The sequence below is a fragment of the Halogeometricum borinquense DSM 11551 genome, from assembly GCF_000172995.2.
GTDB classification, from domain to species: Archaea; Halobacteriota; Halobacteria; order Halobacteriales; family Haloferacaceae; genus Halogeometricum; species Halogeometricum borinquense.
In genome coordinates, this window is record NC_014729.1 from 1,829,981 (window position 1) to 1,844,478 (window position 14,498).

Sequence of the window (14,498 nt, forward strand, 5' to 3'; positions counted from 1 at the left end):
TCGGAGATTTATCATGTCCCGCCCCGACCACCCATTCATGCCGGACGACGCACTCGGCACGGCGATGTGGGACTATCTCAACGGCGACTACGACGGGTCGTGCGTCCACCACGATCCCCGGACGGGAGAGAGATGGGACGCGAACGTCGAGGAGTTCTACTTCGTGACGTACGACGAGTGGCCCGCCGAGACGCAAGCGTTCGTCGATAGCCTCCGGACACCCCTCGTAGACGTTGGCTGTGGGGCCGGGAACCACGCTCGTGTCGTACAGAACCGTGGGGACGTTGTCGCGTTCGACGCGAGTCCGATGGCCGTTCGGACGGCCCGCGCCCGCGGGGTGGACGCCTTCGTCGCGGATATGTTCGCCCCGCCCGTCGCCGACGACGGATTCGAGACGGCACTGGTGAATGGAACGCAGGCGACGTTGGCGCAGTCGGAGGCAGAACGCCGCGACTTTCTCTGCGAACTCGCGCGCGTTACCACGGCGACGGGCGAAGCGTGGATAGACTCGTACGACCCCGATCGGGCCGACGAATCCCACGGACACCGACGAACCGACGAACCCGGCATCGGCAGTCGGCAGTTCCGCGTCGAGTACCGCGGACGCGACTTGGTCGGCCCGCTCCTTCAGTTCCGGACGTTCTCTCCCGAAACGCTCCGCGACGCCTGCGACGGGACGCCGTGGACTCCCACGGGCGTTACCTACCGCGGCGACGTGGGGTACTACAAGGCGCGACTGCGGAAGTGACTGTGTCTTACTCGTCCTCGCCAGCGACGGCGTCGAGGGCGGCCTCGAAGTGTTCCTGCGTCACCAGAATCTCGTCGGCGTGTTCGTTCGCCGCCGCACCCTCGTAGGCGTCCGCTATCGCTTCGATAGCCCGCATCGTCGCGTCGCGGCAGACGGCTTGGATGTCAGCACCGGATAGGCCGTCCATGTGCGCGGCGAGTTCGTCCAAGTCAACGTTGTCTCCGAGCGGTTTCTCCTTCGTGTGGACCTCGAGGATAGCCCGCCGCGCGTCCACGTCGGGTTGCGGAACGAGGACGTGCGACTCCAGACGACCGGGTCGGAGAAGAGCGGGATCGAGCGTCTCCTTCCGGTTTGTCGCCGCGAGGACGACGACGTTGGGGTTGTCCACGAGGCGATCCAATTCTGTCAGGAGTTGCGAGACGACGCGTTCACCGACGCCCGAATCCGATCCCATCGCATCGCGGTTGGTCGCTATCGCGTCGATTTCGTCGAAGAAAACGATGGCAGGTGCGGCCTGTCGCGCACGTTCGAACACCTCGCGGACGGACTTTTCTGACTCGCCGACGTAGCGGTCCAGCAACTCCGGTCCGGCGACATGAATGAAGTTCACTTCGCTCTCGCCCGCGATTGCCCGCGCGAGAAGGGTTTTCCCCGTCCCCGGCGGGCCGTGCAGAAGGACGCCCGACGGCGGCGACGTGTTCGCTGCCTCGAACAGCGGCGCGTAGGTGAGCGGCCACGTCACGGACCGTTCGAGCGTTCGCTTTGCTTCCTCCAGACCGCCCACGTCGTCGAACGTCGTCGTCGGCGCTTCCGCAACGTACTCGCGCATCGCGGAGGGTTCGACGCTCGCCATCGCCGTCTCGAAGTTTTCGCGGGAGACTTCCAACTCCGTGAACGACACCGACTCGCCGCCGCCGCGGCGTGCGCGTCGGAGGGCAGTCATCGCGGCTTCCTTCGCCAGCGACTCCAAGTCGGCACCGACGAACCCGTGCGTTCGCGCGGCGAGGCGGTCCATATCCACGTCGTCGGCGAGCGGCATCCGCCGGGTGTGGACTTCGAGAATCTCACGGCGGCCCACCTCGTTTGGCACGCCGATTTCGATTTCGCGGTCGAATCGGCCGCCGCGTCGGAGAGCGGGGTCTAAGGAATCGACGCGGTTGGTCGCGCCGATGACGATAACGTCCCCGCGGGCGTCCAAGCCGTCCATCAGACTGAGCAGTTGGCCGACGACGCGGTTCTCTACGTCGCCGCCGTCATCTCGCTTCGTCGCTATCGAGTCGATTTCGTCGAAGAAGATGATCGCCGGCGCGTTCGTCCGCGCTTCCTCGAACTTCTCTCTGAGTTTTTCTTCCGACTCGCCCTTGAACTTCGACATGATCTCCGGGCCGGAGATGGTGATGAACGTCGCGTCAACCTCGGTGGCGACGGCTTTGGCGATGAGCGTCTTCCCCGTCCCCGGCGGGCCGTGCAGGAGGACACCTTTCGGTGGGTCAACCCCGAGGTGGGCGAATACTTCGGGTTCCGAGAGGGGGAGTTCGATCATCTCGCGGACGAGGTCTAACTCCTCGTCCAGTCCGCCGATGTCTTCGTAGGTGACGCCGGTTGGCTTGTCGGAGTCGCCGTCTCCGCCGCCGGAAACGCTCGTGACGACGCGACTCACGGTTCCCTGTTTGGCGAGTTTCAGGCGCGTGGAGGAGGTGACGCGCACCATGCCGTCCGGGGACGTCTCGCTGATGACGAACGGATCTGCACTCAGCGATTCGAAACGAATCTGTCCGCCCGACTGGATGGGTCGATCTTGAATCGCTCGCTTGATGAGTTCGACCGCCCTGTCGTCGTCGGAGAACGCAACGTCGTCTGGCATCGACAGCGTCACCGACCGAGCGTCCTCGACATCGACTTTTCGGACGTGAACCGTTTCACCGATCTTCGCGTCGGCGTTCGCTCGCGTGTCGGCGTCGATGAGAACGACGCCATCGGGAGTACCGCCGTCCGCGGGCCACACTTTTGCAACTGTTTCGCGGGAACCTTCGACGACCACCGTATCACCGCTGAGGACGCCGAGACGCTGCCGCGCCGACTCGGGGAGGCGGGCGATCCCCCGACCGGCGTCTCGCTTCTCTGCGCCCCGAACGGTGAGTTCGAGGCCCTCGTCGTCTGCCATGGCGTCGGCTTCGAGTCCCCCGGTCTTGATAGTAGCGTCTGCGATGACACCCGCGCCCGATACCGATTGGCAGAACTGTTATGGGCTATGGTAGCACACCACCACATATGGTGTCCACCACGCAGAAGGACGATGCGGAATGGTTCCGCTGTGAGGAGTGCGGCTTGCTGTTCGACTCCGAAATCGACGCCACGACGCACGAGCGCAACTGCGACGGTGAGGACGGCCCGTCGTATCTCCAGTAGGTGGAAGTCACTCGTCGTAGGCTACAGGTCGTCGAGGAGTCTGTCGGCGTGGTCGCGCGATTGCGCCCGCTTCCAGCGGACCTTCGACGCCTCGCCGTACGAGAGTTCCTCCCGCAGTTCGTCGGGCAAAAATCCGGCAGTTGCGCGGAGAACGTCGCCCTCGTCGTCGCCGAACTCGATGACGCCGTACGCGTCCGGTGCCGACCCGATAGTCGCTCGTTCGAGCGGTCGCCAGCGCTTTCGGAGCGACATCACTCGGTTACGAACTCGTAGGACGACTCGCCCCAGTCGTCCTCCTCGAAGACGAACACGCGGCCGCGGGCCACCTCGGGGTCCGCCTCGATTTCGGTCCGCATCCCTTCGGTCCGGCGGACACTGACGCCCGGAAACAGTTCCTCTTCCTCGCCCGCGTCCAAGATGACGCGGCCGACGCCGGTCGATTCGAGGATGTCGTCGTGCGTCTTCAGGTCGTTCACGTACATCATCACACCCTCCGTCTCCGTCGGGTCCGTCACGAGGACGTGCGTCTCCTTTCCAGGAGCCGTAGTGAGCGTCCCCGTCACCGTCTCTGGCACGCCGTGGTAGAGAGTCGTCCGCCCGTCGGTGTACTCGACCTGCACCCCGTGGTCGAGGAGTTCGACGCCGAGTGTACTCGGCGGTACGTCGTTTCGCGCGCTCATGGGTCGAGATTACGCCGGTGCGGTGAAAAGGGACGCGATACGCGCGGTCGAACCGGTGCCGATTTGTCTCTCGCCTGCGGCCGAGAGATATGGACGCGACGCCGGTATCCGACGTCGAATCGATGCTCTCCTACGACGAACTCGCCGTTGGCGATACGTTTGAGGCGGGTGAGACGACGCTGACGGAGGACGAAATCACCTCGTTCGCGGGCGAGTACGACCCACAACCGTTCCATCTCGACCACGAAGCGGGCGAAGAGTCGATGTTCGGCGGTCTCGTCGCAAGCGGCCTCCACACTTACTGTACCTGCAACCGACTGGCGACCGAGGCGTTCTTCTCGCGCGTTGCCTTCATGGGCGGCCGCGGCGTAGACGAGTTACGGTGGCAGCGACCAGTTCGCCCCGGGGATACACTCTCTGCGGCCGTCGAAGTCACCGAGAAGCGCGTCTCCGAGTCGAACCCCGAACGTGGCTACGTGAACGTGGACGTGACCGGGATGAACGCCGAGGGTGAGACGGTCATCACGTGGACCGTCTTGGGGATGATTCGGCGCGCTGAGTAAAGCGGGCGACTGCTCCGAAGACCGAATCGGGTAACTGTGACTCGAAGACTGAAGCGGGTAACTGTGACTCGACACTGGAGCAAGGGACCGATACCAATGACTGTGTGAAATAGACACAGGCTAATACGGCGGGGACCGCTACATCTTTGCCTCCGCTCGATTCCGTACTGATATGCACGGCCGCGCAGTCGCACTCGGAGCGGGGACGATTCTGAACGCCCTCTCGACGGGCGTCGGGTCAGCCTTCGCCATCGACGCAGAGACGACGGCAACGGTCGAACTCGACGACTCGGAGTCCGTTCGCGGGTCCGTGGCTGAGGACGCCGACGCCGACACCCGTCTCATCGAGCGATGCGTCGAACTCGCGGTCGAACGGTACGGCGACGACGAGTACGGCGGCACGGTCCGCACGGAAAGCGACGTTCCGATGGCCGCCGGTCTGAAGAGTTCCAGTGCGGCCGCGAACGCGACGGTTCTCGCCACCGCCGACGCGCTCGGTGTCGAACCCGACCGAGAAGAGGCTTGCCGCCTCGGCGTCCAAGCCGCCCGCGACGTTGGCGTCACGATAACGGGCGCGTTCGACGACGCCTCGGCGTCGATGCTCGGCGGCGCGACAGTGACGAACAACGACGACGACGAACTCCTCTCGCGGGAACCGGTCGAGTGGGACGTACTCGTCTGGACGCCGGACGAACGCGCCTACAGCGCCGATGCGGATGTCGAGTCCTGCGCCAATGTCGCCCCGATGGCCGAACTCGTCGCTGAACTCGCTCTCGACGGGCGCTACGCCGAGGCCATGACGGTCAACGGCCTCGCCTTTTCTGCGGCCTTGGACTTCCCTACTGACCCCGCCGTGGAGGCGATGCCGCACGCGGCGGGCGTCTCTCTTTCCGGTACCGGACCGAGTGTCGTCGCCGTCGCAGAGCGCGGGTCTGCGGCCCACCAGACGGAGTCCGGTGATGTTGACGACGGAGACGAGTCGCCGCTCAAACGCCTTCGAGACCTGTGGGCGAAGCGAGACGGCAGGACGTGGCTGACCACGACACGAAACGACGGAGCATCTATCCGATGACACGAGACACGCACCCGACAAACGAGACGACCGAGAAACGCCCCGACGAGATGAGCCTCGACGAACTGCGCGATGAGATTGCGGACATCGACCGCGAGTTAGTCGAACTCATCGCCCGCCGAACGTACGTCGCCGACACCGTGGCGCGAGTAAAAGACGAACGCGACCTTCCGACGACTGACGAATCGCAAGAGGAAGTCGTGATGGAACGCGCTGGCGAAAACGCCGAACGCTTCGACGTGGACTCGAACCTCGTGAAAGCCATCTTCCGGTTGCTGATCGAGTTGAACAAAGTGGAGCAGCGCGAATCCCGCTGAGCGGTCGTTTTGATACGCTCGCATTGCGGGCGCGAGTCCGCGGCCGAACTCCTCTCACGGAGCATCTGCGACGCCTGCTATCCCAGAAGGTGACTTGCCTCCGACGCGCACGACGACCGACCGCGCCGCGAAACGCAACACGAAGCGGTCGATGTAGTCGTCACCGGCTTCACCGCCTTCGGCGGCGTGTCGGTGTCGGACTAACTGGTCTTCGCCGCCAGCTATTTGATGAATAATTGAGGAGAATTATTTTATACTGGTTCGATAATCTGACTGTATGCGAACGAAACTCGCAGTCGGCGTCGGTATTGTCGTCGCCCTCGCTGGCGTCGCGTCTACGATGACGACTGGCGGCGAACTCTCGGAGGCTATTATGTGGGTCGTCTTCGCCATGGTTCCGGCCGCAATCGTCGCACTCGGTGGGATTCCGTCCGGATACTCTCACGACAGAGACTGACACACCCGCCGACATCGGTTCCGTCTGCCGGCGTTGGTACTTCCTGCCAACACCTGCAACGCCTGCCAACACCAGCGCTGACAGTTCAGAGTCCAATTCTCCCGGCGTCTGCGACTGCTGTTACTCCGCTAGGTACGACTCAGCGAGCGAGTCGAGTGCGTCGTGGCGCTTCGTCGTGTGCGGGGCAGTCAGCGGTGATACCGATACCCGTCCGTCTACGATGGCGCGACGGTCGGTTCCCTGTGGGTCCGGGATGTCGCCGCTCTGCATCCGCTCCCAGATTCGGTCGTGAAGCGTGATACGTCCGTTCTCGTCGTCGTGCCGCGCTGTCATCGCGTACATTTTCGAGGGCGTCGTAATTTCGATTGGCGCTGGATCTTGGCCGTTCGGCATCGGCGCGTTGACGTTCAAGTACTCTGCTTCCTCGAAGACGCCCGCCTCCGGCGCGTTTTTGGCGAGATACGTCGCCGCATCTGCCGCGTGACGGTAATCCGCTATATCGTCGGCTTTCTCGGTCCACGGCACGTCGCCGCCGGGCGGAACGTACAGTGAGACGGCCATCGCCGGCACGTCGAAGAAGGCGGCTTCGACGGCCGCACTCACGGTTCCGGACCGACCGAGAACGTACGCGCCGATGTTCGCACCCTTGTTACACCCCGCGACGACCATATCCACGTCGGGACAGAGCGCTTCCAGTCCGACGACAGTACAGTCTGCGGGTGTGCCGTCAATCGCGTAGCCTAATTCGTGTTCGGTCACATCCACATCGTTGGACATCTTTCGACCCACGGCGCTTTGGTCGGCCGCGGGGGCGACGGCTGTCACGTCAGCGAACTGATCGAACGCTTCGTACAGCGCTCGAAAGCCGGTACTCTCGATACCGTCGTCGTTCGTCAGGAGGATAGAGAACGCGTCGTCCATACTCGTTCGTTCGGCGGACGGCGCAAATGTTTACCGCTCCATACAGTGCGGGTCGCCGTCGAGCGCGACGACGACGGGGAAAAATCGACGCTCAGGCGACTCTATCGACGACCGTCTCGCCGTCCACGACGAGGTTGTACGCACCCTCGTCATCGTTCCACAGCGCGAGGACGTTCTCGAAGACGAGTACGTCGCCGTAGTCGGCGCGGGCGAGCCACTCGTTCAGCGAATCGCGCTTCGTCAGGACAGCGTAGTGTTCGACCGATTCGCTCCCGTCGCTTACTTTGAACAGCGGGTTCGCCCCATCGTGTTCGGTTAGGTCGTGGCTGAGTTTCACCGCGAGGAGGTCGATGCGGTTCGTGACGTGGCGCTCCATCTCGGCCATCTTCGCGTATCGCTCCCCGGAAGCGGTCACATCAACGCGGCGTTCGCCGTCGTGTCGAAGGACGACCGAGGAAAACTGCACTGTCTCGTTTGTGAACGTCCCGTCGCCGGGGTCCCGGTCCTCGGTTGCCTCGCCTGCCTCGTCCAGTCGGCGCTGGAACGACGGTGCGACGATATCCTCCCCGCGGTCGAACGACCATCCGTGGTCCGACGGGGCGTGGCCGGGCCACAGTCGGAGTGTCGGCGCGTAAACGGTCACGTCGCCGTCGGCGGGTGCGAGGGCACGCTCTACTTCGCGGAGTCCCATACTGGTGTTGAGGTCCGCGGGTGCGATACCGACGAACGACCCGTCGTCGGCCACGTAGTCGAGGTATCGTTCGGCGACGGACGTCGGATCATCCAGTTCTGAGAGAACGTTGGCGAAGCAGACGAGGTCGAAGCCCTCACCGTCGGGCAGCACTGAGGCGGGATCGAACGCCTCCGCCGTCTCTCGGTGAACTGTTGTTTTGAAGTTCGAGCGGGTCTCCGAGAGCATCGCTTCGAGTACATCCGCGGATGCGGACGGTTCGACGGCGTGGTACTCGACGAGGCTATTCTCGGGCAGGTAGTCGTGCAGACCGAGTGCGGGACCGCCGGTACCCGCACCCACGTCGAGAACGCGGAGAACACGAGGTAACAGGCCGCGTTCGGCGAGACCATCGAGGACGTAGCCCACCGCAGCGTAGTAGTCGGGAAGGTGGTAGATGCCGTATCCGAGTGCGGCCTCCTCGTCGTACGCCACCTCGTTTTGGTAGTAGTAGTCTTCCTTCAGACGGCGGATCACCTCGCGCAATCGGTCGCCCGACTCGTCACGGTGCCAGTTGACGCCGTAGCGTTCGATCAACAGGTCCTCGAAAGCGAACGCGTACGCCTCGGGGAACTCGGTCGGCGACCAATCGCGGTAGGGAACCGGTTCGTCTTCGACGGGAACGAACGTGCCGTCGTCGCGTTCGACCAATCCGAGATCGAACGCCTCCTCGCGCAGTGTCTCGCGGACGACGGCGGGATGTGGTGTTCCCTCGATGTACTCACAAATCTCCTCGGGATCAATGGGTCGAACGTTTCGCAGATACTTGGCGTTCGACCGCACGGCGTCTCTGTCTATCATCGGTCGTCCTCGGATTCTGAGTCGAGTTCGGTTGCGGCGTCGGGTTCGGGGTTGGCGTCGCGGGCGTCAGGTCGTGTGCTCGCGTCTCGGTACAGTTGTTCGAACGTCTTCGCGTCGGCGCTGGCGAGTTCGGTTGCGGCGTCGGCCACCCTGTCGGCGCCCGGAAACGACTCCTGAATCTCGCGGTAGACGCGGGGGGTGCCGCCCGTCACTGTTTCTACGAGCGACGAAAGTGACTCCGAGACGGGCGTGGCGAACTCCTCGCGCACGTCCTCGGCCGCGAGCGCGTACGCGAGAACTGCGGCATGTGCGCTGGCTTGGACTGTCTCCATCGCCTCGTCGTGTTCCGCAGGTGTCGTCTCGAACACTTCGTTGCCGGCCGCTGAGAGGGTGTCGCAGACACGTTCAGTCACCGGACCGGGAGCATCGCGGACGGCGGCGACGGTGCCCGGTGCGTTCGCCGCCGCGAACAGCGGATGCAGACTGAGGCGTTCTCGGTCGGCGGCCGCTTCACGCATCGCTGTCACCGGAGCGTCCATTACGCCGGTCACATCAAACACAGCACGTTCAGCGCGGGGCGCGTGGTCGAAGACCGCCTCGTCTACAGCCGAGATGGGGACAGCCAGACAGACGGCGTCGAAGGTCTCCTCGGTCGCAAGCGAGACGGTTCTCCCGTCGGTACTCGTCGCGGCGGCGCGTGCGGCATCCGGGTCGCGGTCCGCGAACGCCACGTCGAACTCGGCGGTGAGCGTCGAACCCACCCACCGGCCCATCTCACCCGCGCCGATGACGAGTACCTCCATCGTGGCCGAATACGCGCCCGATACGTCAAAAGGGGTTCGATGACCACATCCAAACGGCCGCGATTCGTTCGACAACGCGACTGGTTAGGGTCTCCCGAATTGAATCATGAGGAAACATGAAGTACCCGGCGGTGGTACGAAGCCCATGGTCGAGAATAAACTAGACGGGCGTGTAGCGTTTATCACTGGAACGAGCCGAGGAATCGGCAAAGCGTTGGCGCTGGAACTGGCGGACGCGGGCGTGAAAGTCGTCTCTACGGGGAAGACCGTCGAAGAGAAAGACGAGTTGCCGGGCACTATCGTAGAGACGACCGAAGAGATTCGATCTCGCGGCGGTGAGTCCATCTGGCGACAGATAGACGTCCGCGACGAGGAGTCCGTTGCGGCCGCTATCGAGGACACTGTCGAAGAGTTCGGCGGTATCGACTTCGTCATCAACAACGCCGGAGCGATTCATATCGCCCCGTTCGAGGAGACGCCCCCGAGGCGGTACGACCTCCTGACAGAAGTGAACGTACGCGGGACGTACGTGACGACGCAGGCGGCCCTCCCGCACCTGCGTGAGAGCGATCATGCGCACGTCCTCGCGTTCTCGCCGCCCGTGACGAACCCCGCTCGTCCCGGGATGGCCGCCTACGCCGTCTCGAAGTACGGGATGACCATCGTGATGCAGTCGTTAGCCGACGAACTCTCCGGCGACGATATCGCGCTGAACAGTCTGTGGCCTGTCGCCGCAATCGAGTCCGAGGCGACGCGACACTTCGGGATGGGGACACCGGAGGACTGGCGTACTCCGCAGGTGGTCTGTGACGCCGTCACCGAAATCCTCGGTCGCAATCCGTCGGAGTGTACCGGAAACGCGTTCTACGACGAGGAGATTCTCCGCGATGTGGGCGTCGAGGATTTCGACCAGTACAACGTCGTCGAAGAAGCCGACCCCGGCCCGATGTCGGCACATTTATTCGACCCCGACTACGAGCGACCAAACCAGTAGAGTATCAGTACTGATTTTTAGAGCCGTACTATTATTAACCACCACCGATACGACCGAAACGGGGGGAATGGACGCCCGCGGGGGGAAAATGGGATCACGTCCGAACACCTCAGACTCTTTACTCATGTCTTTCCGGGCAATCTCTCATAACCATAATCCATAATTCTGCAGTTTAGGGTGTGTCTAACGCTTGTCTGACTATTGCTAGATTTCTGAGGTTTGAATAGTTTTATAACGGTGTAGACATATACTCCTACCGATGAAATTCCCCTCGGTCCCCGGGCGAACTACAGACGGTCGGCGAGTCCACCTCCCCGTCGACTTCGAGGGGGAACAGACGCTCGTCGTTCTCAGTTTCCATCAGCGACAGCAGTCGTTGGTCGATTCCTGGCGCGGATTCGCTAATCGGCTCCGCGAGGAGTACGACCACTTCGGATACTACGAACTATTCGTGAGCGGTGGAAACAGCGGGATGCTCCCACCGACGGCGATGGGTGGTCTTTCTCCATCGAACGCCCGCCGTCGGTTGGACGACAACACCGTGTTTGTCCCCGTGGATAAGAATGCCTTCCAACGCAGGCTCGGAATCGTCGGAGAACAGACGATATACGCGTTCCTCGTCGAGGACGACGAAGTCGTCAGACAGGCAGCTGGCGTCCTCACCTCGTCGACTGCGGAGGCACTCGAATCACTCCTCTCTGAGTACGAGAGCGCACAGAATCGGTGGTCCGAAATCGGTAGCGACACGGCCGAAGAGTCTTCCGGCGGATAACTCTTCGAAGCCGTCGTTTCGGACCGCTACAGCCGTACTATTGACAGTATTGCAGCGGCGGCCTTAGACGACCAACTCGACAGGGTACGACGTTAGGTTCTCGTAGCCGTCTTCGGTGACGACGGCGATATCCTCGATGCGCACGCCGCCGACCGACGGGTCGTACAATCCGGGTTCGATGGTGATGACGTGTCCGGGTTTCAGTTCCTCACCGTTAGATGCGATTCGCGGCAGTTCGTGCACATCGAGACCGACGCCGTGGCCCGTCGAGTGGATGAACCCAGTCTCGGCCGTTGCATTCGAGCGAAGCGTGTCGTATCCGGCCTCCTCGTATCTGTCGCAGACGACATCGTGAACGTCCGCCCCGGTGACGCCGGGTTCGACAGCGTCGAGTGCTGCGTTGAGGGCTTCGTGTGTCAGATCGAACCGTTCTCGAATCTCTTCGGACGGGTCGCCCTTCACGAACGTCCGGGTCATGTCGGCGTGATACCCGGTTTCCTTCGACCGCGGGAAGATATCGATGATGATCGCTTCGTCGGCGTGAAGCGGGCCGCTCCCTTGGTCATGCGGGTCTGCGGCGTTCGCACCGCAGGCGACGATGGTATCGTCCAAGCCGCATCCGTGCCGGAGGAGCGTCACCTCGATCTCCTCTTTGACGCGTTCGCTCGTCAGGGGCGCACCCTCGTAGACGAGGGTGCCGTCCTCGACATCTGCGGCGGCGATGAGGTTTTCTGCGGCGCGCATCGCTTCCTCGTTTGCGTTCTGCGCTGCCCGGACGTGTTCGATCTCCTCGTCGGTTTTTGTCGCCCGGATCTCGGTCACTCGGTCCGACTCTTCGGCTTCGACGGCGACGCCCCGTTCGCGCAGTCCGTCGGCCGGGCCGAGTGGGAACCGTTCGGGGGTCAGCACCGACGCAACGTCGTACTCATCTAGGAACTCGGCGTGCGCGCGGGCTTTCGCCTCGGCGGGGCCGTGTTCGGAGACGAGTTCGCGGTAGTCGTACTCGGCGACGCGGCGCACCTCGTCGGCCCGACTCTGTTTCTTCGCGCGTCCGTACTCCAGCGCAGAGACGAGGAGAATCGTCTTCTCGGGCGTGTAGAGTGTCACGAACGGATCGTGCGCCTCGAAGCCGGAGAGATACTTCTGCGTGGAGTTGTGACTCGTATCGTCTACGAGATAGCCGTCTGCGTCTTCCGCTTCCAGAAGATCATCGAGCGGTGAGAAATCCGGGTCCATGACCGGGCTTCGGCGTGGCAGTTCATAAGCCCACGCGTCGCGGAACAACAGACTGGTACGGGAATCCTCGCCGCCTCCGGTACCCTCATACGCACCCCCGCGCCAACCAGAAGCATGGACGTTACCATCTCGCCGTCTCGTATCGACGGCCGCACACGCGCCCCGCCGTCGAAGAGTTACACACACCGCGCTATTCTCGCCGCCGGATACGGTGGGCAGGCGACGGTTCTGAATCCCCTCGTGAGCGCAGACACGAAGGCGACGATGCGCGCGGTAGACGCCTTCGGCGGCGACACCGACCTCTCGGCGGACGAGTCGTCGCTTTCCGTTTCGGGGTTCGACGGCCGCCCCGAGGTACCCGCGGACGTGGTGAACTGCGAGAACTCCGGGACGACGATGCGACTCGTCACCGCTTGTGCCGCCCTCGGTGACGGGCTAACTGTTCTCACCGGCGACGACTCGCTCCGATCACGCCCGCAAGGGCCGCTTCTCGACGCAGTGACCGATTTGGGCGGCCGCGGCGAATCGACGCGGCGAAACGGTCAAGCCCCCCTCGTCGTCGGCGACGCGATGGACGGTGGAACGGTGTCGATTCCGGGCGACGTGTCCTCGCAGTACATCTCCGCGCTGTTGATGGCCGGTGCCGTCACCGACGAGGGGATCGACATCGAGTTGGAGACGGAACTGAAATCCGCGCCGTACGTCGATATTACGCTCGAACTGCTGGACGAGTTCGGCGTCGAAGCCGAGCAAACTGCAGACGGGTTCTCCGTCGCGGGCGGGCAGTCATACGACCCCACGGGCGGCGAGTACGAGGTGCCCGGCGACTTCTCTTCGATCTCCTATCTTCTCGCGGCAGGTGCCATCGCCGCCGCAGAGGGCGAGTCCGTCGTCGTGGAAGGCGCGCGACCGAGTGCGCAGGGTGATGCGGCGATCGTGGATATCGTCCGAGACATGGGCGCGGACGTCACGTGGGACCGCGACGCCGGTGAACTCACCGTCTCGCGTGCTACCCTCACAGGGACGACAGTTGACGTGGGAGACACGCCCGACCTCCTCCCGACGATTGCCACGCTCGGGGCCGTCGCCGACGGCGACACCGTCATCGAGAACTGCGAACACGTTCGGTACAAGGAGACGGACCGCGTGAGCGCGATGGCCGACGAACTCGGCAAGATGGGGGCGTCAGTGACCGAGGAACAGGACCGACTGACGATTCACGGCGGCGAGACTGACCTCGTCGGTGCGACGGTCGAGGGCCGCCACGACCACCGCATCGTCATGTCACTTGCAATCGCCGGACTCGTCGCCGAGGGCGAGACGACGGTGACGGGCGCAGAACACGTGGACGTGTCGTTCCCGAACTTCTTCGACGCCATCGAGTCGTTGGGCGTCTCCGTTCGTCGGGAGTAACATCTCGATTTGTGGGGAGTAGCATCTCGATTCGTCGGAAATCGGTTCACGACTCCGTTGTTATCTCTTCGCTCGGGGCCTCGCCGGTCACGCCCGTTCTGCGGACGATTGCTTCGACCCACCAGAGTTTGAGTCCCATCACGCCGAGCGTTCCGAGGACCGATCCGACCGGATCACGCCTCAGCGCCGACCCGACAGCATACAGCGTCATCGGGATGTTGAGGACGTTGAGAACGTTCGGATAGTCGAGGCTCATCGTTTCGTTTCCGTGGTTCAACCACTCGCGCTCGGCGAGGACGTATCTGCTCAACCGGTTGTCCGTGCGCACAGGGCGCGGGAACAACACGGGATTGACGGCGAGAAAGACGAGTGTTGCAGCAAGCAGTCGGCGGTCACGGCGGTAGATTGCGTATATCAGCGCTGGTGTCCCGAGAAAGCGCGTTCCGGCGCTCCACGGATTCGAGTGCCGCTCCCAAAACAGGTCTTCGACGCGGTCACGAACTCGGTCTGCGTTCGGTTCTGTCATGGCTCCGTGTACGGACGAGAGCGAGTTATACGGTCACCCAAATCGCTGTATGATTG

The 14,498-nt window shown here is 63.2% G+C and carries 17 protein-coding genes; 9 read left to right on the plus strand and 8 right to left on the minus strand.

The window, feature by feature from the left end:
• The first annotated feature begins 37 nt into the window (after positions 1-37).
• A complete protein-coding gene (locus HBOR_RS09160; protein ID WP_006057075.1) occupies positions 38-748 on the plus strand; it encodes a class I SAM-dependent methyltransferase in 711 nt (236 codons plus the stop codon).
• 7 nt (positions 749-755) lie between these two features.
• Here the strand turns inward: HBOR_RS09160 and HBOR_RS09165 are convergent, their stop codons facing one another.
• Positions 756-2,912 carry a CDC48 family AAA ATPase gene (locus tag HBOR_RS09165; RefSeq protein ID WP_006057074.1) on the minus strand — a complete coding sequence of 719 codons (2,157 nt, stop codon included), beginning with the start codon at positions 2,910-2,912 and terminating at the stop codon, positions 756-758.
• 107 nt (positions 2,913-3,019) lie between these two features.
• Between HBOR_RS09165 and HBOR_RS20000 the strand changes: the two genes are divergently transcribed.
• Positions 3,020-3,157 (plus strand): DUF7128 family protein, encoded by a 138-nt coding sequence (locus HBOR_RS20000; RefSeq protein WP_006057073.1) that lies wholly within the window; start codon positions 3,020-3,022, stop codon positions 3,155-3,157.
• 21 nt (positions 3,158-3,178) lie between these two features.
• On the opposite strand, the gene HBOR_RS09175 is transcribed toward HBOR_RS20000, so the two are convergent.
• Entirely contained in the window at positions 3,179-3,409 is a 231-nt protein-coding gene (locus HBOR_RS09175) for a DUF7508 domain-containing protein (RefSeq protein WP_006057072.1), read from the minus strand.
• Positions 3,409-3,837, minus strand: coding sequence for a DUF5796 family protein (locus HBOR_RS09180; protein ID WP_006057071.1), 429 nt, complete (start codon positions 3,835-3,837; stop codon positions 3,409-3,411). Before HBOR_RS09180 ends, HBOR_RS09175 begins: the two co-directional genes overlap by 1 nt.
• A gap of 122 nt (positions 3,838-3,959) precedes the next feature.
• Between HBOR_RS09180 and HBOR_RS09185 the strand changes: the two genes are divergently transcribed.
• The 4 genes from HBOR_RS09185 to HBOR_RS09200 all read left to right on the plus strand — a co-directional run bounded on the left by HBOR_RS09185 (position 3,960) and on the right by HBOR_RS09200 (position 6,246).
• On the plus strand, positions 3,960-4,400 hold the full coding sequence (locus HBOR_RS09185; RefSeq protein WP_013440610.1) for a MaoC family dehydratase: 441 nt from the start codon (positions 3,960-3,962) through the stop codon (positions 4,398-4,400).
• A gap of 172 nt (positions 4,401-4,572) precedes the next feature.
• The gene (locus HBOR_RS09190) at positions 4,573-5,472 is read left to right on the plus strand and encodes a shikimate kinase (protein WP_006057069.1); all 900 of its coding nucleotides are present in this window, start codon (positions 4,573-4,575) and stop codon (positions 5,470-5,472) included.
• A complete protein-coding gene (locus HBOR_RS09195; protein ID WP_006057068.1) occupies positions 5,469-5,789 on the plus strand; it encodes a chorismate mutase in 321 nt (106 codons plus the stop codon). The genes HBOR_RS09190 and HBOR_RS09195 overlap by 4 nt, the downstream gene beginning before the upstream one ends.
• A gap of 277 nt (positions 5,790-6,066) precedes the next feature.
• Positions 6,067-6,246 (plus strand): hypothetical protein, encoded by a 180-nt coding sequence (locus HBOR_RS09200; protein WP_006057067.1) that lies wholly within the window; start codon positions 6,067-6,069, stop codon positions 6,244-6,246.
• A 120-nt stretch (positions 6,247-6,366) separates the two neighbouring features.
• On the opposite strand, the gene surE is transcribed toward HBOR_RS09200, so the two are convergent.
• From surE to HBOR_RS09215, 3 genes are all read right to left on the minus strand, one after another.
• Positions 6,367-7,167 (minus strand): 5'/3'-nucleotidase SurE, encoded by an 801-nt coding sequence (surE, locus tag HBOR_RS09205; protein ID WP_006057066.1) that lies wholly within the window; start codon positions 7,165-7,167, stop codon positions 6,367-6,369.
• A 91-nt stretch (positions 7,168-7,258) separates the two neighbouring features.
• Entirely contained in the window at positions 7,259-8,698 is a 1,440-nt protein-coding gene (locus tag HBOR_RS09210; protein ID WP_006057065.1) for a small ribosomal subunit Rsm22 family protein, read from the minus strand.
• Complete coding sequence (locus HBOR_RS09215) at positions 8,695-9,501, minus strand: prephenate dehydrogenase/arogenate dehydrogenase family protein (protein ID WP_006057064.1); 807 nt, start codon at positions 9,499-9,501, stop codon at positions 8,695-8,697. The genes HBOR_RS09210 and HBOR_RS09215 overlap by 4 nt, the downstream gene beginning before the upstream one ends.
• Before the next feature lie 145 nt (positions 9,502-9,646).
• On the opposite strand from HBOR_RS09215, the gene HBOR_RS09220 reads away from it, so the two are divergent.
• Positions 9,647-10,495 carry an SDR family oxidoreductase gene (locus HBOR_RS09220; protein ID WP_006057063.1) on the plus strand — a complete coding sequence of 283 codons (849 nt, stop codon included), beginning with the start codon at positions 9,647-9,649 and terminating at the stop codon, positions 10,493-10,495.
• 259 nt (positions 10,496-10,754) lie between these two features.
• A complete protein-coding gene (locus HBOR_RS09225; protein ID WP_006057062.1) occupies positions 10,755-11,267 on the plus strand; it encodes a hypothetical protein in 513 nt (170 codons plus the stop codon).
• 63 nt (positions 11,268-11,330) lie between these two features.
• On the opposite strand, the gene HBOR_RS09230 is transcribed toward HBOR_RS09225, so the two are convergent.
• On the minus strand, positions 11,331-12,503 hold the full coding sequence (locus HBOR_RS09230; RefSeq protein WP_006057061.1) for a M24 family metallopeptidase: 1,173 nt from the start codon (positions 12,501-12,503) through the stop codon (positions 11,331-11,333).
• A 114-nt stretch (positions 12,504-12,617) separates the two neighbouring features.
• On the opposite strand from HBOR_RS09230, the gene aroA reads away from it, so the two are divergent.
• Positions 12,618-13,916: a 3-phosphoshikimate 1-carboxyvinyltransferase gene (gene aroA, locus HBOR_RS09235; protein WP_006057060.1), complete on the plus strand. Its 1,299-nt coding sequence runs from the start codon at positions 12,618-12,620 to the stop codon at positions 13,914-13,916.
• 46 nt (positions 13,917-13,962) lie between these two features.
• Here aroA and HBOR_RS09240 read toward each other — a convergent pair whose 3' ends face one another.
• Positions 13,963-14,442, minus strand: coding sequence for a DUF6653 family protein (locus HBOR_RS09240; protein ID WP_006057059.1), 480 nt, complete (start codon positions 14,440-14,442; stop codon positions 13,963-13,965).
• Positions 14,443-14,498: the final 56 nt, after the last annotated feature.

Bases quoted from the DNA above. Each gene is read 5' to 3' on its own strand.
- HBOR_RS09210 (WP_006057065.1), bottom strand. From the start codon at position 8,698: ATGATAGACAGAGACGCCGTGCGGTCGAACGCCAAGTATCTGCGAAAC.
- aroA (WP_006057060.1), top strand. From the start codon at position 12,618: ATGGACGTTACCATCTCGCCGTCTCGTATCGACGGCCGCACACGCGCC.
- HBOR_RS09200 (WP_006057067.1), top strand. From the start codon at position 6,067: ATGCGAACGAAACTCGCAGTCGGCGTCGGTATTGTCGTCGCCCTCGCT.
- HBOR_RS09230 (WP_006057061.1), bottom strand. From the start codon at position 12,503: ATGGACCCGGATTTCTCACCGCTCGATGATCTTCTGGAAGCGGAAGAC.
- HBOR_RS09225 (WP_006057062.1), top strand. From the start codon at position 10,755: ATGAAATTCCCCTCGGTCCCCGGGCGAACTACAGACGGTCGGCGAGTC.
- HBOR_RS09220 (WP_006057063.1), top strand. From the start codon at position 9,647: ATGGTCGAGAATAAACTAGACGGGCGTGTAGCGTTTATCACTGGAACG.
- HBOR_RS20000 (WP_006057073.1), top strand. From the start codon at position 3,020: ATGGTGTCCACCACGCAGAAGGACGATGCGGAATGGTTCCGCTGTGAG.
- HBOR_RS09215 (WP_006057064.1), bottom strand. From the start codon at position 9,501: ATGGAGGTACTCGTCATCGGCGCGGGTGAGATGGGCCGGTGGGTGGGT.
- HBOR_RS09185 (WP_013440610.1), top strand. From the start codon at position 3,960: ATGCTCTCCTACGACGAACTCGCCGTTGGCGATACGTTTGAGGCGGGT.
- HBOR_RS09240 (WP_006057059.1), bottom strand. From the start codon at position 14,442: ATGACAGAACCGAACGCAGACCGAGTTCGTGACCGCGTCGAAGACCTG.
- HBOR_RS09195 (WP_006057068.1), top strand. From the start codon at position 5,469: ATGACACGAGACACGCACCCGACAAACGAGACGACCGAGAAACGCCCC.
- HBOR_RS09175 (WP_006057072.1), bottom strand. From the start codon at position 3,409: ATGTCGCTCCGAAAGCGCTGGCGACCGCTCGAACGAGCGACTATCGGG.
- HBOR_RS09190 (WP_006057069.1), top strand. From the start codon at position 4,573: ATGCACGGCCGCGCAGTCGCACTCGGAGCGGGGACGATTCTGAACGCC.
- HBOR_RS09165 (WP_006057074.1), bottom strand. From the start codon at position 2,912: ATGGCAGACGACGAGGGCCTCGAACTCACCGTTCGGGGCGCAGAGAAG.
- surE (WP_006057066.1), bottom strand. From the start codon at position 7,167: ATGGACGACGCGTTCTCTATCCTCCTGACGAACGACGACGGTATCGAG.
- HBOR_RS09180 (WP_006057071.1), bottom strand. From the start codon at position 3,837: ATGAGCGCGCGAAACGACGTACCGCCGAGTACACTCGGCGTCGAACTC.
- HBOR_RS09160 (WP_006057075.1), top strand. From the start codon at position 38: ATGCCGGACGACGCACTCGGCACGGCGATGTGGGACTATCTCAACGGC.